Origin of the sequence: Siphonobacter aquaeclarae (assembly GCF_900103285.1) — a bacterium.
GTDB classification, from domain to species: domain Bacteria; phylum Bacteroidota; class Bacteroidia; order Cytophagales; family Spirosomataceae; genus Siphonobacter; species Siphonobacter aquaeclarae.
Window position 1 is genome coordinate 108,496 of record NZ_FNGS01000003.1, and the last position, 19,944, is coordinate 128,439.

The window sequence follows — 19,944 nt, forward strand, 5'->3', positions numbered from 1 at the left end:
ATGAAACGGCTGGTGTTTGCGGGAATATCCGCCTTGCTGGCGGGCTGCCTTCCGCACAGGGAAGAAGCAGACCTGACGAAGACGATGGTCTGCTCTGCTGCGATCCGGAACAAAACGCCTCCGGAGAGTGCGATGGATATCCGCATCCGGGATGCCTGGCGCGACGGTGACGTGATCCGGGTGAAAATCTCGCATGGCGGCGGTTGCGACCCGGATCATCGGTTTGCGCTGTACCAAACCGCAGAGGAAAGCTGCATCGTACAGTCCCGGATTGTTTTCACGACGAATAATCCCTGTAAACGACTGGATGAATCGACAGTCTGTTTTGATGTTTCGACGCTGCTTGTTGCGGGAAAAGGCTGTGGTGACAAACTTCGCATACAGGGATTCGACAAAGACATCAGCCTGATACGCTGAAAAGCGGCCTTTAAAGCACAAAAAAGAGCGCGGATGATATTCTGATCCATCCACGTTCTTTTTTGTGTTCAGACGCGAACTTATTCGCTCCAGCGCCAGTCTTTGCCGAGTTTCAGCTCTTCTTTCAAGCCCTGTTTGATGAGAAAGTCTTTCGTCGCCTCGTCGTTGAGGGTCTGTACCGGAAGGTCTTTGGCATCGGCAAGCGCATACAACAACATCGCGGTATAGCGGACAGTATTGCGGATACCTTCCTTGTCCACCTTGTCGAAACGGTCGAGGTTGGTGTGGTACGTCATACCGACCATCGGCGGCAGGTGTCCCAGCGGCATGAGCGTCGGAATACCTTCCAGCATAAACGGCTGGTGATCGGAATGGAGACCGGCCTTATTGGCGATTTCGTTTTTATAGTTGGGATCGACTTCCTGCATTTTCCGGCCGACTTCCTGGAAGAAAGCCTCCATTTCTCCCCGTCCGGCAATGTTCACACCAGAGGGTTGGTTGGTCATGTCGAGGTTGAGCATGTACCGTACCCGGTCAATATGCCCTTCTTCCTTCGCTTTCCGGACGTAGGCTTTTGAGCCGAGGAGGCCCTGCTCTTCGCCCATGAAAAGGACGAATTCAATGGTCCGCCGCGGTTTCAGTCCGAGTTTTTTGAACGCTCGCGCGATATCCATGATGGCAAAGGAACCAAGCCCGTTGTCGATAGCGCCGGTACCCAGGTCCCAGCTGTCGAGGTGCCCGCCGATGACGATCTTTTCCTTCGTCCGGCCTTTAAGCGTGGCGACGACGTTGCGGCAGGATACGTTCCGGCTTTTGTTCTGCATGTCGACCATCGCGATGAGCTTCTCTTCGGCGAGCCATTCCCGGATCGTCTGACCGCTTTCGGCCGAGATACAGAGTGCGGGGATGGGGATAAGCGCGCCGGTGACCGACGCGGTTCCCGTCAGGAGTACATTCCCCGGAATCGCGCTGACGAAGATGATACCCGATGCCCCGTAGCGAATGGCCAGGGCTGTTTTCTCGGAGCGGTGCAGATTTTTTGTTCCGGGTGCGGCAGCTACCAGGCCGAGGTTGGCAAGGACGGTCTTCCCTTTGACGCGGTCTTTCACGGATTCGAAATCCGCCTCCAGTCCGTTACCCACGTCCACCAGATCGGCGTTGACATGCGCCTGCACGGGCGAATGCGCGAGCGCTACGACCGGGTAGTCCTGGAAATTATCGCTTTTGCGGGGAGCTATGGTGAGGGAAACGGTGTCGCGGCTCCAGGCTTCGGCCTCAAAAGGCTGGAAAGCTACATCCCGGAAGCCGTAGGACTGCAACAGCCGGAAGGCGTAGTCTTCGGCTTTTTCTCCGTTGGCGCTGCCCGTCAGCCGGTGTCCGATCTGCCGGGTGGCGTCGCCGAGGGTCTCGTAGGCTTTCGAGTGAACCTGTACTTCGTTGTTGATTCTCGAAAAAACCGCCTCAAGTGTATCCCGGTCGACAGCTGCTGTCAGACAGAAAAATACCACGGCCGCACCGGCGAACCGGCAAATGGGAGCTTTCATGGTGGGTAAAAAGATCAGACGTTCGTATACGGTTTCGAAATAGTTCCGGAAAGGACTGAAAATGAATACTGATCAACGGACCGGATGACGTATAACCGTAACCAAATCGGTGACGAAATTACTCATCCCGTGTCGATTATTCACGCATTATTTTCGTCGCCCGATCCATGAAATGAAAATTTTTTCAGGGGAGGTATTGACTTGGGATCTTTTTGAATTACTTTTGCAGTCCCAAAGTGCAAGAAAAACCAAAGAAATACCGAAGTGGTGGAATTGGTAGACACGCACGTTTCAGGGGCGTGTGTCTTCACGGACATGTGGGTTCGAGTCCCACCTTCGGTACCAGAGTAGCAAAAAGCCTGCGTCAGCAGGCTTTTTTGTTTATGGCTTTATGCTGTAGGCATAGGCATTAGGCCGGGTTGCGTAGAAATAAAAAACCCCGGAAAAGCGTTCAGAACACGCTTTTCCGGGGTTTTTTATTTCGCCTACAGCTTATAGCCTATCGCCTAAAGCCTGTCATCCGAGGCTTTTCGCCCCGCATTCCTATGAAACCTCCTCCAGGTAATTCAGCTCCAGCACGCGGCTGGTCCATTCCCGGGATTTTTCCAGAAGCGCGGCATTCTCAATGAGTGACTCACCGTAGGACGGAATCATATCCTTCATTCGGCTTTCCCAACCTTTGCTCTGTTCGGGGAAACAGCGCTTGATGAGATCCAGCATGATCGAAACCGACGTAGAAGCGCCCGGAGAAGCTCCCAGAAGCGCCGCGATGGAGCCATCGGCTGCCGCCACGACTTCTGTGCCGAATTCCAGTACGCCGCCCTTTACAGGGTCTTTTTTGATCACCTGCACGCGCTGTCCGGCCACTTCCAGTTTCCAATCTTCCATCCGGGCTTCCGGCATGTAGTCCTTGAGGGATTCGAGGCGGTCTTCGGGCGACTGGCGTACCTGATCGATGAGGTATTTGGTCAGCGGAATATTCCGGAGGCCTGCGGCCATCATCGGGCCGATGTTATTCAGCTTGATGGATTTGGGCAGGTCGAGAAAGGATCCGTTTTTGAGGAATTTCGTCGAGAAACCGGCGTAAGGGCCGAAAAGAAGGGCCTTTTTGCCGTCAATCATCCGGGTATCGAGGTGAGGGACAGACATCGGAGGGGATCCGACGGCAGCCTTACCGTATACTTTGGCCTGGTGGCGTTCGATGATCTCCGGATCGGTACAGACCAGCCACTGGCCGCTGACGGGGAAACCGCCGAAGCCTTTTCCTTCCGGAATATCCGATTTTTCGAGCAGGGGCAGGGAGCCGCCGCCGGCGCCGATGAAGACAAATTTCGCGCGGAGTTCACGCTTTTTACCGCTTTTGCGGTTTTTGACTTCGATTTTCCAACGGTTGTCGTCGTCACGGTCGAGGTCACGAACATCGTGTCCGAGGTGGAGGCCTATGCCGGGAAGGCTCTTGAGGTGATTGAACAGTCCCCGCGTCAGCTCTCCGAAGTTCACGTCCGTACCGATGTCCATGCGCGTCGCCGCGACTTTTTCAGACGGATCACGTCCTTCCATGATGAGGGGCGTCCATTCGGCAATCTGCGCCGGGTCTTCGCTGTACTGCATTCCTTTGAAAAGGTGGTTGCGGGTCAGCGATTCATACCGGGTTTTGAGGTACCGGACGTTGTCTTCCCCCCAGACAAAGCTCATGTGCGGCGTGTCGTTGATGAACGTCCGCGGAGCGGGGACAATGTTTTTCTCTACCAGGTAAGCCCAGAATTCCCTTGAAATTTCGAATGATTCAGCGATTTTCAGCGCTTTGGAAATGTCCACTGAACCATCTTCCTTTTCCGGTGTGTAGTTCAGCTCGCAAAAAGCGGAGTGTCCCGTTCCGGCGTTGTTCCATGCGTCCGAGCTTTCGGCTGTCACGACGTCGAGCCGCTCGAAAATTTCAATCGTCAGATCGGGTTGTAATTCTTTGAGCAATACGCCGAGCGTAGCACTCATAATCCCAGCACCAATCAAAACGACATCAGGGTCTTTCTTAACAGATTTCTTACTGGTATTCATAGGGAATCAGATTACTTTCAACCTTCAAAATTATTCGGTCCGCGCAGAATAATCAGCGTTTTTCTCCACTATGTTGGTATTTTATTATAGTTCTTCGCCGATTTCGCCGTTTTTGGACAAATCCAAGCCGGTTTCCGAACCGGATTTCTCCCGTCTTACCACAACTTTCATGCCATTATAGTTCCGGGTCCTGCCAGAAAATCAGGAGATTGCCTGTGAGGAACGGATCCCTCAGGCCCAAAAAAATCCCTTCTTTCTACCACGAAGGAGAAAGAAGGGATCCGGTAAATATTGTACTCGGCTCAGATCAGATGTCGATCGCTTCGCCGTAGGCAGCTTCGGTGGCACCCTTCACGGATTCCGACATGGTCGGGTGCGGGTGAACGGCGCGGAGGATCTCCTGGGCCGTCGTTTCGAGCTTGCGGGCCACGACTACTTCAGCGATCATTTCCGTGACATTGTACCCGATCATGTGGGCACCCAGCCACTCGCCGTACTTGGCGTCGAAGATGACCTTCACGAAGCCGTCAGGAGCACCGGCAGCTTTCGCTTTTCCGGAAGCGACAAACGGGAATTTGCCGACTTTGACGTCGTAACCCAGTTCGCGGGCTTTCTTTTCTGTCAGACCGACAGAAGCGATTTCCGGCGTACAGTAAGTACAGCCCGGAATATTGCCGTAGTCGAGGGGTTCGGTATGGTGACCGGCAATTTTCTCCACGCAGATGATGGCTTCCGCCGTCGCTACGTGTGCCAGTGCCTGGCCGGGAGTACAGTCGCCGATGGCGTAGAAACCGGGAATGTTGGTTTCATACCATTGGTTGACGACGATCTTGCCCTTGTCGGTCGCGATGCCTACGTCTTCCAGACCGATGTTTTCGATGTTGGCGACGACACCGGCTGCCGAGAGGACGACGTCTACTTCAAACGTCTTTTCTCCGTCCGGCGTTTTCACTTTTACCTTGCAGCCTTCGCCGGAAGTATCGACACTTTCCACCGCAGAATCGGTGTAGATATCAATCCCCAGTTTCTTGTACTGTTTGGCAAGCTCTTTCGAAATGTCCTCATCCTCAACGGGAACCACGCGGGGCATGAATTCCACAATGGTGACTTTCGTCCCCATGCTGGCATACACATACGCGAACTCCACGCCGATGGCGCCGGATCCGATGACGAGCAGGGATTTCGGCTGCTTTTCGAGGGACATGGCCTTGCGGTATTCGATGACCTTCGTTCCGTCGATTTTGATGTTTGGCAGTTCACGGGCGCGGCCTCCGGTAGCGATCACCACGCCTTTGGTAGCGGTGTAATCGGTTTTGGTGCCGTCAGCAGCCGTTACTTCGACCGTCTTGTTTCCTTTGACTTTGCCGTAGCCCATGATGACGTCGATCTTGTTCTTCTTCATGAGGAACGTGACGCCCTTGTTCATGCCGTCGGCTACCCCGCGGGAACGCTTGATCACCGCGTTGAAGTCCGCAGCATAAGCTCCATCCTGAATGGTAATGCCGTAATCTTTGGCATGCTTGATATATTCAAATACCTGAGCCGATTTCAGAAGGGCTTTTGTCGGAATACATCCCCAGTTGAGGCAGATACCTCCGAGACTTTCCTTCTCGACAATAGCGACTTTCATGCCCAGCTGGGAAGCACGGATGGCGGCAGGATAGCCTCCGGGGCCGCTTCCTACCACGATCAAATCATACTGTTGAGCCATGTTATTGCAAAATCATTTTAAATGGTTTGAGCCGAAGCGCTGCAAAAATAGACAGAAAACCGGACTTGTAACCCCTCCCGGGAGAAATGGTTAGCCCCGGGAAAAATCGCTCCCGGGCCTTTCTCCGGCTGCGGGAAAAAGTAGCGGAAAACAGCCTTGCAGCCCCTTTTCAGGCAACAAAAGAAAGATGTGATTTTGTTCGGATCTACCTGGAAACGAAAGAGATCTCCTTAGAACTTCGGGCAGGACAGCTCCTTTTTCCGCTTTTTGTAGTTCGGTTTCGGATCGAAAAGCTGGTCAAAGGTATAGCTGAGGGATAGCTCGTGCGCGCCGCCGGTGGACATACCCAGGCTGGAGATGGTCGCATCGTAGCTGTAGCCGAAGGAAAAGTTATCCTGCCGGTAGCCGACAAGGAACGCCAGGGCATCGTGGTTGTTCAGCCCTTTGTCGTACTGCTTGATGGGAATACCCCGGTACCAGACGCCGAGGGTAATCGGGTCGAGAGTGAGGTAGGTACCGATGTCGAGCTGATCGAATTTTCCCTGACGTTTATAGAGAATCGCCGGAGACAGGCTCCGCTCTTTCCCCATATCATACCCCAGGCCATTGCCAAACTCCCAGCCCATCAGCGGAATTTTAACACCGGCCTGCAAACTGATTTTCATCGGAAGGCGTTCAGCAGTGGCCGAGAAGGACTGATCCGGGCGATTGAGGTGGTGGACGGAAATTCCGCCCCAGACGCGATCGGAATAGGCCAGCAAACCGCCGGAAAAGTCGAGGTAATTGATCCGCGGACCGGCATCTGTCACCGGGTCATTGTAGATCGGAGTAACATTACCGTTATTAAGATCGTAGTTGAAAACGAGGTTGTAGTAATTGACGCTGCGGTTGACGTAAGAGGCCTGCATCCCCGCCCGTACCCGGACGTCTTCGCTTACTTTTACCTGATAGGCATATTGGAATCCAACATCCAGCGTCTTGAGGTTGCTGAACTGAGCATCGTTCATGACCATCAGCCCGAAACCGGAATTGATTTTGTCGGAATAGGTATCAAAACTGGCGATGCTGGTAATATAATTGGCGTTCAGGGCCGGCCATTGGTTCCGGTAATTGACGGTCACACGGGGAGCCAGCGCCGAGCCTGCAAAGGCCGGGTTCAGGTACAGAGGGGCAGCATAAAACTGGGACAACTGCGGATCCTGCGCCTGAGCGGTCAGAAATCCGGACAGCAGCACCGTATAAATCAGAAGACGTTTCAACATGGTCAACAACCGGAAACCTGACTCTTTGTACAGACGGCGATACGATTCAAAAAGGGAGAAGGTCTGGACAAAAACGGACGCGGTCTTCAAAGTAACGGTTCAATCCCTGGATTTTTTTTCAAAAGTTCGGCAAGTTGCACAAACCGTCACAAAATTTGCGGCCCCGGAATCCGTTATTTTTCCGTGAAAATTGTCCTGTCAGCGGCATTCAAACCATTTGCTTCCGACGGGTGTCCACGAGATCGAGAATAGAAAGCGTAACGTCGCGATTTTGCGTGCGCTCATCGTGTGACGCGTTCCTCTTTACGCCGGTCATAAAGGCGTTTCCCGGTCCACGTCGTTTAAAACGCAGAGAACAGATGCATCGGGTATGATTCGAAAAATATTTTTTCTGACCCTGGTCCTGATTACGTGCTTTCTGACCGCCAGAAGCCAGTCGATCAAAGTGAGCGGTCGGCTCTGTGTCCCCGAGCAGGGATGCGGAGGTGACTCCACACGCTTCGAGGTCACGGGGGCAGCCAATATCGCGACGTATAACTGGACCTTCGGAGACACCCAGGCCAATACGTCCAACCGCGCCCTGGCCCGGCACCTCTATCTGCAGCCCGGCCAATACAACATCCGCGTTTCACTGACCTTTACCGGCGGAGCGGCTCCCGTCTCGAAAGACACGACTATTACCATTGGCGACCTGCCGCCGGCTTTTGAATTTTTCGGAGGAAAGGAAGATACTACCATTTGTCCCGGAACCAAGCTGCTCCTCGACCCGTATGATTCCCGTTTTTTCAAGGGAACGGTACCCACTGATGTGACCTACCTGTGGTATCCGTCAGGAGATACGACGCGGACCATCGAAGTGGATTCCATGGGCTGCTATTCTGTCGAAGTAAAGAATAAAAACGGGTGTACCGTTACCGACCGGATCAACGTCAAAATCTGCGGAGAAAGCGAGCAACAGGCGTCCAAGTGGTATTTCGGATCGAACGCCGGGATCAGTTTCGAAGGCGGACAGCCCACGGCGATTACCGACGGAAAAATCAATACCCCGGAAGGCACATCCTCGATATCGGACCGGAAGGGGAACCTGCTCTTTTACACCGACGGCAGGACGATATACGACCGGGACGGAAACGTAATGAAATCCAGGGACCCGGCCCAGGATACCGTCAAACTCGGCGGGAGTCCCGGCTCCACACAAGCCGCGCTTATTGTGCCTCAGCCGAGCTGCCGGGGGTGTGAGACGATCTATTATGTCTTCACCACGAAAGACGTAAACGACTCCCTCAAATGCCTGGAATACACCACTGTAGACATGCGCGGAAACAAAGGAAAGGGTATCGTCCTCGAAAAAAATGTACTACTCCAATGCGGTGTAACCGAACGCCTGACGTCGATTCAAAACCCGATCGATTCGTCGTACTGGGTCCTGACCCACGCGTACGGTACCAACCAGTTTATTCTCAAACGACTGACGAAAAACGGCCTCGAAGACGCCAACTCCCCTTCCATCGGCTTGCCGCATGACACCAAATACCGGGGCGAAGGGCAGATTAAATTCGCTACCTCCGGCGGGAAAATGGGCGTTGTCGTGCCCGGACCCGACCGGAACTATGTCGAAGTATATGATTTCAACGATACGACCGGTACCATCACCAACAAAATCACGATAGACCTGGGGCCGGCGCCGCCTTCTGCCTATGGGGTCGAGTTTTCGCCGGACGGGACCAAAATGTACGTGACGCTGAAAGGGACGAAGGATAGCTCCTCGGTGCTGTTGCAGTACGACCTGACCAGCAAGGATTCGGCGACAGTCGCGGCGTCGAAACTCGAAGTAGCCCGTTCCGAACAGATTTTCGGGGCGCTCCAGTACGCGCCTGATGGCAAGATTTACATGGCCATCGAGGGAAGCGGCTCATTAGGGGTCATAAGTCAGCCGGATGGTACTACGCTGAAAGACATTGATTTCCAGGAAAATGGCTTTGACCTGGGTGGGAAAACCAGTCAGCTTGGGCTTCCAAACTTTGTTCAGAGCATCATTCAGCCGCCAACAGGACCCGGAATCAGCGTAGCCGATACCTGCTTTGGGGTACCGACGCAGTTTCAGTCCGGCCCCATCTGCGACCCGTTGAAGGACAAGTATGAATGGGATTTCGGGGATGGCGCTACCTCAAAGGATCAGTCCCCTACTCACCTGTATGCCGCGCCGGGGCTGTACACTGTCAAACTCCGGCAGTATAACCAGTGCAAGGATACGACGATGACCTATCAGCTGACGATCAAGCCGCAGCCGGTAGCAGATCTGGGCCCGGATATCAATGCCTGCGCCAACTCCGTTGAGCTGGATTCGAAAAGTCAGTATCCGAATAGTCAGTATATCTGGCTACGAAACGGGCGGATATTGAATGTGCCGACTACCGCGTCAAAAATCCGTGTCGATTCTACCGGTCTTTACATCGTGGTGGTAGCCATCGGAGAATGTTACGACATGGATACCATTCAGGTGATTCTTGAGCGACCGCCTCTCTATAAGTTGAAGCAGGATTCGACGTTTTGCGCCGGAAATTCGCTTCGCCTGGATGCAGGTCCGGGAGGTTCTGCCTACCTGTGGAGTACCGGTGCGACGACACAACAGATTACTGTCAATCAGACCGGCAACTACGTCGTAACCGTGACGCTGCCCCGGACCAATAACATCAGCTGCCAGGTGTCAGATACGGTAAAAGTGAACGTACTGCCGCTCCCGCAAATCAGCCTGACGCCTCCAAGGAATATCTGTGCCAATGCGCAACCGGTGCGATTACCTGCCAGCCCGACGAATGGCAAGTGGTCGGGGCCGGGCGTCGATTCTACCGGATTATTTACGCCAAAGCTTCAGCTGATCGGCGCGCAGACGCTGTCGTATGCTGTGAAGGGAGCGAATGGCTGTTCAAATTCAGCGTCGACGGTCATTACAGTTGATTCATACCCCAACTTCACCCTCGGGCCGGATATGGCGTATTGTGCAGATAGCCTGAGGATACTATCCGGCCCTGCAATTCCGGGTGCGACGTATTTCTGGAGTACCGGAGAACGGACACAATCGATACAACCGAAATCGTCGGGTACTTACCGGCTGATTGTCGGCGCCGGAAATTGTAACAATGCCGATACCGTGGCGATTAAGGTACTGCCCATGCCGAACCTGACGCTGCCGACGAAGGCGACGGTTTGTGTAGCCGATAACCGGACCGTCGCGCTCGACGCCGGTGGCAACCCGACCTTCCAATACCGCTGGAATCCGGGCGGGGAAACGACACGGATCATTAACGTCGGGAAAGTAGGCGTGTATACCGTGGAGGTGACCAATGCTGACGGCTGCGCAGAAGATCATTCCATCGAAGTGGTGGATATGTGCGAACCCCAGATCTATGTTCCGGACGCGTTCTCGCCGAACGGAGACGGAACCAACGACCGCCTGAAAGTAACGACGGCGCACGTTGCCGACCGGGATTATGAATTCCGGATTTATGACCGGTGGGGCGAGCTCATCTTCCGCACAAACGACAAAAACGAAGAGTGGGACGGTACGTATAAGGGAAGATCGTTCCCGCCTTCTACCTACGCCTGGGTCGTTGTTTACCGGAGCCTCTACTACCCCGAGCGGGGCATCAGTACCCAGCGCGGAGCAGTACTGATCGCCAAATAGACCGATAAGCCTTCTGTGTATTCTGTGCTTTCTGTGAGCCAATTTTTTTATTTCTCACAGAAAGCACAGAATACACAGAATAAAAAGCAAGAGAGAAAGGCCACCGTCCGTATCTTTCCGGTCAAAACCTCTCTGTATGAAACCTGTTTTCGCGCTGCTTACCGTTGTCGCGGCGGCCTGTCTTACGGCGGGTATACCGACTCCCGCCGATTCCTGGAAGCTCGTTTGGGCCGATGAATTCAATACTCCCGGCAAGCCCGATCCGGCCAACTGGTCGTTTGAAAAGGGGTTTGTCCGGAATGAAGAACATCAATGGTACCAGCCCGACAATGCCTGGTGCGAAAACGGCCACCTCATCATCGAAGCCCGCCGGGAGCAGAAGCCCAATCCGAACTACGAGGCAGGCAGTACAAACTGGAAAACGAACCGGCAGAATATCACCTATACAGCGTCGAGCCTGCACACCCGCGGCCTGCACACGTGGAAGTATGGCCGCTTTGAAATGCGCGGAAAAATCGACGTCAGACCCGGTATGTGGCCGGCTTTCTGGACCCTTGGCATAAAAGGCGAATGGCCTTCCAACGGCGAAATAGATATCATGGAATATTACCGGAATATGCTGCTGGCCAACGTCGCGTGGGCGACAGGTACCCGCTACAAAGCCAACTGGAATTCCACCAAAACACCGCTCAGCGATTTTCCGGTAAACTGGGCCGACAAATTCCACGTCTGGCGGATGGACTGGGACGAAAAGGAAATCAAGCTGTTCGTGGACGACCGCCTGCTGCTGACCTCCGATTCTCAGAAGACTGTCAACCCCGACGGCACCCATCCGTTCGACCAGCCGCATTACATCCTTCTCAACCTCGCCATCGGCGGGCAGAACGGCGGAGACCCCTCCGGCACACAATTCCCGGGCCGGTTTGAGGTCGACTACGTCCGCGTCTATCAAAAACAATAATCAGAAACCGATCGAGTTTCCGCCATCTACCGGCAACGACGCGCCAGTGATATACCCGGATGCGTCCGAAGCGAGGAAAACGGCCGCGTAGCCGATGTCAGCCGGTTTCCCGAAGCGGCTCATGGGCGTACGCCGCAGGGCCCGGTTCATGCGGTCGGGGTCGCCGCTCATCGCGGTTTTCATCATGTCGGTTTCGATAAAACCAGGAGCGATGGCATTGATCCGGACATTGTAGGGGGAAAATTCCGAGGCAAGTACCTTAATCATCCCGGCGACAGCCGATTTGGACGCCGCATACGCCGCTACCCGGTCGATACCGTAGTAGGCCGCCATCGACGTAATCATGATGATGCTGCCTCGCTGCCGCGCAATCATGCGCCGGGCACATTCCCGCGTGAGCGCGAAGACGGCATGCAGGTTTGTTTGAACGATGCGGTGAAAATCGTCGTCTGTTACTTCCAGCGCCGGTTTTTTCATGTTCACGCCGGCGTTGTTGACGAGGATATCGATTGCGCCGAGTGTTGCTTCCACCTGCTGAATCAAACCGGGCAGGGTGGCGAGGTCTGTGACGTCGTTGACAAGGTAGTGCGCGCCCTTTCCGAGGCGTTCAACGGCCTGTTGAAGGACTTCTTCCCGACGGCCGGTCAGGACGACAACAGCTCCTGCTTCTTTCAGGCAACGGGCAATGTCAAAGCCGATACCGCTGCCGCCGCCGGTGACGAGCGCTATTTTGTTTTCGAGGGAAAAGATGTTCATGTCAGCGTAGTTGGTAAACGTCTGTCAGGGTTTTGGTTTCTTCGAGGGAATGTCCGGGTTTCTCGACACCAACCGGAAGCGGCATCCGCGAAAAGGTCTGAAAATACTGCACGCAGGCATCCCGCCACCAGCGGGCTTCCCGAAGCTGAATGGAAAGACGGCCGGCGACGTGCGTAAATACTTCCGGGTCGACCGCTTTTTTCACGCCGTTCCATTGCTGCTGCATCCGCGCGACGCTCTTCACGCCGGCATCGTACCGGTAGCAAAGCTCATCCCATAACGTCCGCCCGTTGGCCATTTTCTGCGACCAGGCAACATGGTGAAACCACAGCAAGTATTCGGGCGGACAGTTCTCACCCCACTTTGCTTGAATTTCAGGCGAATACAGGCCCAGGGCATTACTGCCCGACGCAGATCGGTTGAAGCCGATGCCCAGCGAATCGGCCCGGTGATAGTAAACGGCCGTCCAGTCCGGCCGGGCACTTTTCGCCAGCCACGGCTCAGGACCGTAGTGGAGATTGTGACCCATCAGGTGATGCAGACCGAGAGGTGTCATGTAGTTGACAACCGCCTCACGCGAGCCCATCATCATCTCCCGGATACTCGAAACAGCTTCGGGCTGATGTGTCAGCGTCATATGAATCCATTCCGTAGCGACCTGATCCGCAGCAAGCGTCCAATCCCAGGCCAGTCGCCCGAACGCATACCAGTTGGCCTGACCAAAGGGATGGCCCGTCCAGTTACGGTCGGAACCGGTATTCGCAACTCCTGCCATACCTGTCATCCGGTAGCCGTGCAGCGAACCGTCGACGACCCTGCCGACCTCTGTTCCTGCACCGGCAACGGGGGTATCCAGGCATTCCTTGAACATCGGCGCGAGATAGGCCAGGTGCGTGGCAAACCCGAGGTACTCCTGCGTAAGCTGAAACTCCATCATGAGCGGAGTTCGCGGCATCGCGCCGAAGAGCGGGTGAAACGGCTCCCGCGGCTGAAAGTCAATCGGGCCGTTTTTGACCTGTACAAGGACTTTCGGGTGAAACTTCCCGTCTAAAGGCTTGAACTCTTCAAAGCCTTCCTTTGCCCGGTCGCCGTTGGAATTGGCCTTGTATACAAACGACCGCCACATCACGATACCGGGATGATTACCAAGCGCTTCTGCTAGCATATTGGCGCCGTCGGCATGGGTGCGGCCATAGTCCTGCGGGCCTGGCTCCCCCTCCGAATTGGCTTTCACCAGGAATCCGCCGAAATCCGGAATACGCGCATAGATTTCATCGGTCTTGGCGGCCCACCATTTTCGCACTTCCGGGTTAAGAGGGTCGGACGTCTGCTGCTTCCCGAGCGTTTTCGGAGCCGCAAAAAACACCGACAGATATACCTTGATACCATATGGCCGGAATACGTCTGCCAGCGCTGCGAGCTTGTCGAGGTACTCCGGCGTCAGAAAACGGGCGCTGGCATTGACGTTATTGACGACGCTGCCGTTGATACCGACCGAAGCGCTGGCGCGGGCATAGTCGCGGTAGCGCTCATCCACTACATCCGGCAGGTCAAACCACTTCCAGAGCGATGAGCCCGCATATCCCCGCTCGATGGTACCGTTGTTATTATCCCAGTGATTGAGCAGGCGGTACTTCACTTTCGGACTGCTGGAGATCGATAGTCCGTCGAGCGGCTGGAGTGTCTGCAACGCCCGCAGGAAGGCGAAAGAAGCATAAATCAGACCCTGACTGCTCCGCGCCGATAGTATAATGCCGGAAGAGCCCGAAGTGATGGAATACCCTTCGTCATTGGCAACAAGAGATGGATTGATTTTCAGGGTAATAGCACCCATTCCTTCTTTTCCGCCCACTACCGGCTGTTTACCCGTCAGTCCCCGGATGCCGGCAACCAGCTCCTGTACGGCAGCCTCCGGTACGCCGGGAGAAGCAACGATACGATTCAGGCGGGGTGCATAGGCCGTACGATTGGCGGCGGGAAGCAGGTCGTATTTCAGCCAGAGGCGATACCCGTCGTCAGCGCGCGCCGTTGTTCCCCAGAAACCAAGAACAACGACCAGAACCGTTCGCAGCGTCTGCCAGACAGCCCGCTCCACGCCCCGCAGCTCGGCCAGGCCGCGCAAACGACCGATTGCGGAATAGCCGGGGTATGTTTTCTTTTCGAGGTCGTCAAGCATCTGATGCCCGTGATCCGGACGCATCGGAAGGTCGGTTTCACCTTCTCCGGCGTCGGCGCGCCGTATTTGTTCCAGTGACAGTTCACGGATAACGGCCACCATATCAACATCCCCTTCCAGGTGATCGGCTTCGTGGAAATTGAGGGGATTTTCCTCCCGTTTGGTAGAGCGGAGGTGGACGAAGTGGATCCGGCTGCCCAGTCGGCGGATAATCGACGTCAGGTCATTATCCGCCCGCACACCCAGCGAGCCGGTACAAAACGTAATACCATTAGCGATGGAATAATGGGCGTTAGTCAACTGAATGAGGTCTGCTTCTGTCGAAACGACCCGTGGCAACCCCAGCAGCGGTTTCGGAGGATCATCCGGGTGAATACACAGCCGGATACCCACTTCCTCGGCAACGGGCGCAACAGCCCGGATGAAGGTATACAGGTTTTCACGCAGGCCTGCATCGCCGATTTCCCGGTATGCGTCCAGTTTTTCCTGAAAGCTGCTGAGTTCAAAGGCTTCTTCCGAGCCGGGTAGCCCGAGGAGAACGGTATCGGTCAGGCGCTGACGCTCTGCTGCCGTCATGCCTGCGAATTTTTCCCGGGCTTTTTCAGCGACGTCGGAGGTATAGTCGGCTTCCGCGCCGGGGCGTTGCAGGATGCAGAGGTCAAATACGGCAAAATCTTCCCAAACAAAACGCAGGCCCAGCGATCCGTCCGGCATTTCATAGCGGACGTCGGTGCGGGACCAGTCCAATACCGGCATAAAATTGTAGCAAACGGTCTGAATACCGCAGGCAGCGAGGTTACGAAGCGATTGCCGGTAGTGTTCGATGTATTTTTCCCGGGAAGGCAGCCCCTTCTTGATGTCTTCGTGAACGGGCAGGCTCTCTACCACCGCCCAGTGCAGGGGCGTATAGCGGTCGTTGCCGGCCTCAATACGTGCTTTCCGTTCGAGGATCGCTTCGACGGGCCAGGTATCGCCCACCGGAATCTGGTGCAGCGCCGTGACAACGCCGGTGCAGCCGGCCTGGCGGATGTCCATCAACGACACCGGGTCGTGCGGACCGAACCAACGCATGGTTTGAATGAAAGGCATGATATCGGAGAAAAGTACAAATTCAAACGCCGGACGGCCTCGTCCCAACGCCAACCGAAAGGAAAAATGACAGTGTATTTCCGACAAAAGCAAATGCTTTTCGTCTAATCCTGACCCGGTTATCGTCCAAAAAGTATCTCAAACGTTTTCGAAAACTTTTGAGATACTTTTTGAAAAATCCGGTAATTTGGAAAAAGATAGGTGCGGTCGTGGATTGCTATATCTGGTGACAGGCAAAGTGCCTGCGGGTGTTTTCCCGGTAAAATCCAAAACCATGATTGAGTGTACGCGTTGCGGCAGGGTAGAAGGCATCAAACGGGCGGGTTTCGTCCGCGGGCAGCAGCGGTATTTCTGCCGGGATTGCCGGTATTACTTCGTGCTGGAAAAGCAGGCGCCTGCGCCCCGGCGGCGTCAGACAACGATCATTGACATCGCCCGGCACCTCGGCGTCTCTCCTTCCACGGTATCGAAAGCGCTGTCGGGCCGGCAGGATATCAGCCCACGTACCCGCGAAGAAATCCGCCGGGTCGCCGCTGAGTTGCAGTACCAGCCCAATTTGCTGGCACAGGGGCTTACGTCCAGCAAAACCTTTACCATCGGGGTGATTATTCCGAATATCGAGCGACCGTTTTTTGCTTCGGTCGTCAGCGGCATCCAACAGGTCGTTTCTCCGGCGGGGTACCGCGTGATGATCTGTCAGTCAAATGAATCGCATGCGACGGAGGTCGCCAACGTCCAGGCGCTGGTAGCGAGCCGGGTGGAAGGCATGCTGATCTGCCATTCCATCGAAACAGAAACATTTGATCACATCGCGCGACCGTTTGCCAACGGATTTCCGATCGTGCATTTCGACCGTGTTTGCGAAGAAATCGCGACAGCTAAGGTCATTCAGGACGATTTTGGCGGCGCCTTTGCGATGGTGGAGCATCTCCTTCAGCAAGGGTACCGCCGGATCGCCATCCTCGCCGGACCGGAGAAACTGCTGATCAGCCGCCGGCGCCTGGCCGGGTATCAGGCCGCGCTGGAAAAATACGGTCTGCCGCTGGAAGAAGAGCTGATCTATCATGGTGATTTCCGGCCGGAGACAGCCCGGCGGGCGCTGGAACAATGGGAAAACCAGCGTCCGGATGCCGTGTTTTGCATTCACTACGGCAATGCCATTGACCTGTTGCAAGCCTTGCATGAGCGGGGCATCCGGGTGCCGGAGGAGATGGCGCTCGCCGGTTTCGGCGATGAGCTGCTGACCGCCCTTATCGAGCCGGGTCTGACGACTATCCAGCCCTACCCGTTTCAGATCGGGCAGAAAGCCGCGCGTTTGCTGCTGGAACAGATTCATCATCCCGAGTCATTTGTCCCGGCAACGCATGTGCTGAAGGGGGAGTTGATCGTGCGGGGGTCTTCCAGGAAGAAATAAAAAACGCCGGTACATGGGTACCGGCGTCAGAAAAGAGAATATTCTATTGACTAGAAATCTTCGTCAAGCGCGAATTTCGGCGAATCCTTCTCCTGATTTCCGGACATGACGCCGGCCTTCTGGTATTCGCCGACCCGTTTTTCGAAGAAATTGGTCTTGCCCTGGAGGGAGATCATCTCCATGAAATCGAACGGATTGGTAGCGTTGAATTGCTTTTCAAGGCCAAGCGCTACAAGAAGGCGGTCGGCTACGAATTCAATGTACTGACTCATCAAAGCCGCGTTCATCCCGATAAGGGAAACCGGCAGGGCGTCGGTCACGAATTCTTTTTCGATCGCGACAGCATCGAGGATGATGTCGTAGATATCCTGCTTCGGCATTTTGTTCACGATGTGGTTCGTGTACAGGAGGCAGGCAAAATCGCAGTGAAGACCTTCATCCCGGGAAATAAGCTCGTTCGAGAATGACAGGCCGGGCATGAGGCCGCGTTTTTTCAGCCAGAAAATGGAGCAGAATGAACCGGAGAAGAAAATACCTTCCACGGCGGCAAAAGCGATCAGGCGCTCGGTAAAGTTGCCGCTTTCGATCCAGCGGAGCGCCCATTCGGCTTTCTTCTGCACGCACGGAATCGTGTCGATCGCGCGCAGCATCTTGTCCTTTTCAACCGGATTTTTGATATAGGTATCGATCAGGAGGGAGTACGTTTCCGAGTGGATGTTCTCCATCATGACCTGAAAGCCATAGAAGCACTTGGCTTCGGCGTACTGTACTTCGCTGAGGAAGTTGACAGCGAGGTTTTCGTTGACAATGCCGTCAGAAGCAGCGAAGAAAGCGAGCACGTGAGAAATGAAGTGCCGCTCCCCGTCACTGAGGTTTTCCCAGTCTTTCAGGTCCTGGCCGAGGTCAATTTCCTCCGCCGTCCAGAAAGAGGCTTCGTGCTTCTTATACATTTCCCAAATGTCCTGATGCTTGATCGGAAACAGCACAAAACGCAGCGGATCTTCCACCAGCAGCGGTTCGTTGACAGTTTGCTCCTGAGCCATAGAATGTCGGTCGATTATTGTTTTGTAACGATCTGATTATGAATGTATTTCCGAGAGAAGGACCGCAGGCGGCCTGTGGATGCAAGGGTTAATCCGGAATCGGGTATCAACAAAATTAGGGCTTTCCTCGGCGGATGCAAGGAAAAAAATGAAAGAAGAAATTACCGCCCGCGGGAACCTTTTCACAACGCCCGCCGGGTCTGGGAGTTACCGGCCTGAAGAAAAAAATCAGTTGAGAGAAGACCTTACCCTGCCTGAAGTTTACCGGAAGCGGAGAGGTTCAGGCGCTGGAGTCCCGTATACTCGGGAGCAAACAAAAAGCCTTCCGGTTATGGCACCGAAAGGCTTTTGAAGAAGGATAAATCCGGATTAAACCCAGCGGAAATGCCCGTTGGTATAAAGGGCTTTCAGCTCAAATGCCGGCGTGAAAAGCAGCAGGCTGGCTTCGAAGCCCGGTGCCACGCGGCCCAGGTGATACTCCTGCCGGATTGCCTGAGCGGGGTATAGGGAGGCCATCCGAAGGGCCTCTTCCATTGGAATACCCACTTTTCTGACGCAATTGGCAACGGCCTCCATCATTTTCAAATTGGAGCCTGACAGCGTACCGGAGGCATCCTCGAAACGCGCTGTCTGCGGATTCATCCGGAAGACATACTCGCCGCGGAGGTCTTCCGTGACGGCGTCCGTGATCAGAAAGAGCCGCTCCTTCATGATTTCCTTTGCGATCCGTACGCTGGCGTAATTGACGTGGATACCGTCGACGATGATGCTCGCCCGGGCATGTGAGTCAAACGTCGCTCCCAGCAATCCGGGCTCCCGGCTGCCAAACGGAGACATGGCATTGAACAGGTGCGTCACCAGGCCGATGCCCTTGTCAAACGCATGCTGAGCCTGCTCATAAGTGGCGTTGGAGTGCCCGGCCGACAGGCGGATGGGGCTGTCGAGGAGCCAGTCGAGAACCTCTTCGTCGGCTTCTTCCGGCGCCAGCGTGAGGAATAAGGGCAGGTCTCCGGCCGCGTCGACAAGCAACTGAAGCTCGGCGATGGTCGGCTTCCGGATATATTTCAGGATATGGGCGCCTTTTTTGGCCGGACTGAAATAAGGCCCTTCCAGGTGCAGACCGAGTAATCCGGCGCCTCCTTCGGCCCGGTAAGTTCGGCAGGCTTCAATCGCTTTGAGCATGCCGCTGAGCGGCCCGGTGTGATAGGTTACCTGAAAGTGCGTGGTACCTCCCTCCAGGTGCTCTTCGTAGGTTTTCCGGATCGATTCGGGGGAGATTTCGGTGGTAAACAGCGACCCTTTGCCGCCATATACCTGCAGCTCCATAAATCCGGGAGCCAGCAGCAGGCCGCGGCAATCGATCACTTCAGTATTCTCCGGGAGCGTATCCAGCAGACCGGCAACAGATTGATTTTCAATCAGTACGACTTTATCTTCCACGAAAGCCGAGCCATCAAAGACACGGGCGTTCGTCAGGGCAGTGAACGACATGGGGATTCTGGAATTTTGACGCCCGAATATACAGGCATTCCGCCGGGATTACCGCCACCTTTTGTACCTCAGAAGATCTTGCTGAAAAGCCAAAAGAAAAACCATACCCAGACAAGGGTAATAAGCGGTATGGCGATGAACCAAACCCAGATATTGAGTCTATTGTACGGCCGTTTCATGGACGGGTTATAAAATACCAGCCGGGATACCGCTGGAGTGGACAACTCGATAATTCAGGCGGAAGTATAAAGCAAAAAGGCGGTGGCGGCCGGGGGCAAACAAATATCAATAATTCCGGGGGATTTCTGAGGGATCGGTCAAAAACAGCGCTGTTTTTTGA

Annotated in this window: 12 protein-coding genes and 1 tRNA gene; 5 read left to right on the forward strand and 8 right to left on the reverse strand. The window is 54.8% G+C overall.

Going from position 1 to position 19,944, the window contains the following annotated elements:
* Positions 1–417 carry a hypothetical protein gene (locus BLR09_RS07680; RefSeq protein WP_093199984.1) on the forward strand — a complete coding sequence of 139 codons (417 nt, stop codon included), beginning with the start codon at positions 1–3 and terminating at the stop codon, positions 415–417.
* 80 nt (positions 418–497) lie between these two features.
* On the opposite strand, the gene BLR09_RS07685 is transcribed toward BLR09_RS07680, so the two are convergent.
* Positions 498–1,961, reverse strand: coding sequence for a M20/M25/M40 family metallo-hydrolase (locus BLR09_RS07685; RefSeq protein WP_093199987.1), 1,464 nt, complete (start codon positions 1,959–1,961; stop codon positions 498–500).
* 258 nt (positions 1,962–2,219) lie between these two features.
* Here BLR09_RS07685 and BLR09_RS07690 point away from each other — a divergent pair.
* Positions 2,220–2,306 (forward strand) — tRNA-Leu (locus BLR09_RS07690).
* Between the two features lie 198 nt (positions 2,307–2,504).
* Here the strand turns inward: BLR09_RS07690 and BLR09_RS07695 are convergent.
* The 3 genes from BLR09_RS07695 to BLR09_RS07705 all read right to left on the reverse strand — a co-directional run bounded on the left by BLR09_RS07695 (position 2,505) and on the right by BLR09_RS07705 (position 6,989).
* On the reverse strand, positions 2,505–4,016 hold the full coding sequence (locus BLR09_RS07695) for a malate:quinone oxidoreductase (RefSeq protein WP_093199989.1): 1,512 nt from the start codon (positions 4,014–4,016) through the stop codon (positions 2,505–2,507).
* A gap of 307 nt (positions 4,017–4,323) precedes the next feature.
* A complete protein-coding gene (gene lpdA / locus BLR09_RS07700; protein ID WP_093199992.1) occupies positions 4,324–5,727 on the reverse strand; it encodes a dihydrolipoyl dehydrogenase in 1,404 nt (467 codons plus the stop codon).
* Between the two features lie 230 nt (positions 5,728–5,957).
* On the reverse strand, positions 5,958–6,989 hold the full coding sequence (locus BLR09_RS07705; RefSeq protein WP_093199994.1) for a PorP/SprF family type IX secretion system membrane protein: 1,032 nt from the start codon (positions 6,987–6,989) through the stop codon (positions 5,958–5,960).
* A 370-nt stretch (positions 6,990–7,359) separates the two neighbouring features.
* On the opposite strand from BLR09_RS07705, the gene BLR09_RS07715 reads away from it, so the two are divergent.
* Positions 7,360–10,674, forward strand: a complete 3,315-nt coding sequence (locus tag BLR09_RS07715) for a PKD domain-containing protein (protein WP_093199998.1) — start codon at positions 7,360–7,362, stop codon at positions 10,672–10,674.
* Between the two features lie 136 nt (positions 10,675–10,810).
* Positions 10,811–11,635, forward strand: coding sequence for a glycoside hydrolase family 16 protein (locus BLR09_RS07720; protein WP_093200001.1), 825 nt, complete (start codon positions 10,811–10,813; stop codon positions 11,633–11,635).
* Here the strand turns inward: BLR09_RS07720 and BLR09_RS07725 are convergent, their stop codons facing one another.
* Positions 11,636–12,391, reverse strand: coding sequence for an SDR family NAD(P)-dependent oxidoreductase (locus BLR09_RS07725; RefSeq protein ID WP_093200004.1), 756 nt, complete (start codon positions 12,389–12,391; stop codon positions 11,636–11,638).
* A gap of 1 nt (position 12,392) precedes the next feature.
* Entirely contained in the window at positions 12,393–15,656 is a 3,264-nt protein-coding gene (gene uxuA / locus BLR09_RS25895; protein WP_176785490.1) for a mannonate dehydratase, read from the reverse strand.
* 274 nt (positions 15,657–15,930) lie between these two features.
* On the opposite strand from uxuA, the gene BLR09_RS07735 reads away from it, so the two are divergent.
* Complete coding sequence (locus BLR09_RS07735; protein ID WP_093200007.1) at positions 15,931–17,070, forward strand: LacI family DNA-binding transcriptional regulator; 1,140 nt, start codon at positions 15,931–15,933, stop codon at positions 17,068–17,070.
* A gap of 50 nt (positions 17,071–17,120) precedes the next feature.
* On the opposite strand, the gene BLR09_RS07740 is transcribed toward BLR09_RS07735, so the two are convergent.
* Together BLR09_RS07740 and nagA are read right to left on the reverse strand one after the other, a co-directional pair.
* Entirely contained in the window at positions 17,121–18,113 is a 993-nt protein-coding gene (locus BLR09_RS07740) for a ribonucleoside-diphosphate reductase small subunit (RefSeq protein WP_093200009.1), read from the reverse strand.
* Between the two features lie 369 nt (positions 18,114–18,482).
* On the reverse strand, positions 18,483–19,604 hold the full coding sequence (nagA, locus tag BLR09_RS07750; protein WP_093200015.1) for an N-acetylglucosamine-6-phosphate deacetylase: 1,122 nt from the start codon (positions 19,602–19,604) through the stop codon (positions 18,483–18,485).
* Positions 19,605–19,944: the final 340 nt, after the last annotated feature.

What these genes read in the sequence shown, in the direction of transcription:
- nagA (WP_093200015.1), bottom strand. Translation starts at nt 19,604, where the DNA reads ATGTCGTTCACTGCCCTGACGAACGCCCGTGTCTTTGATGGCTCGGCT.
- BLR09_RS07720 (WP_093200001.1), top strand. Translation starts at nt 10,811, where the DNA reads ATGAAACCTGTTTTCGCGCTGCTTACCGTTGTCGCGGCGGCCTGTCTT.
- BLR09_RS07695 (WP_093199989.1), bottom strand. Translation starts at nt 4,016, where the DNA reads ATGAATACCAGTAAGAAATCTGTTAAGAAAGACCCTGATGTCGTTTTG.
- BLR09_RS07725 (WP_093200004.1), bottom strand. Translation starts at nt 12,391, where the DNA reads ATGAACATCTTTTCCCTCGAAAACAAAATAGCGCTCGTCACCGGCGGC.
- BLR09_RS07705 (WP_093199994.1), bottom strand. Translation starts at nt 6,989, where the DNA reads ATGTTGAAACGTCTTCTGATTTATACGGTGCTGCTGTCCGGATTTCTG.
- lpdA (WP_093199992.1), bottom strand. Translation starts at nt 5,727, where the DNA reads ATGGCTCAACAGTATGATTTGATCGTGGTAGGAAGCGGCCCCGGAGGC.
- BLR09_RS07680 (WP_093199984.1), top strand. Translation starts at nt 1, where the DNA reads ATGAAACGGCTGGTGTTTGCGGGAATATCCGCCTTGCTGGCGGGCTGC.
- BLR09_RS07740 (WP_093200009.1), bottom strand. Translation starts at nt 18,113, where the DNA reads ATGGCTCAGGAGCAAACTGTCAACGAACCGCTGCTGGTGGAAGATCCG.
- BLR09_RS07735 (WP_093200007.1), top strand. Translation starts at nt 15,931, where the DNA reads ATGATTGAGTGTACGCGTTGCGGCAGGGTAGAAGGCATCAAACGGGCG.
- uxuA (WP_176785490.1), bottom strand. Translation starts at nt 15,656, where the DNA reads ATGCCTTTCATTCAAACCATGCGTTGGTTCGGTCCGCACGACCCGGTG.
- BLR09_RS07715 (WP_093199998.1), top strand. Translation starts at nt 7,360, where the DNA reads ATGATTCGAAAAATATTTTTTCTGACCCTGGTCCTGATTACGTGCTTT.
- BLR09_RS07685 (WP_093199987.1), bottom strand. Translation starts at nt 1,961, where the DNA reads ATGAAAGCTCCCATTTGCCGGTTCGCCGGTGCGGCCGTGGTATTTTTC.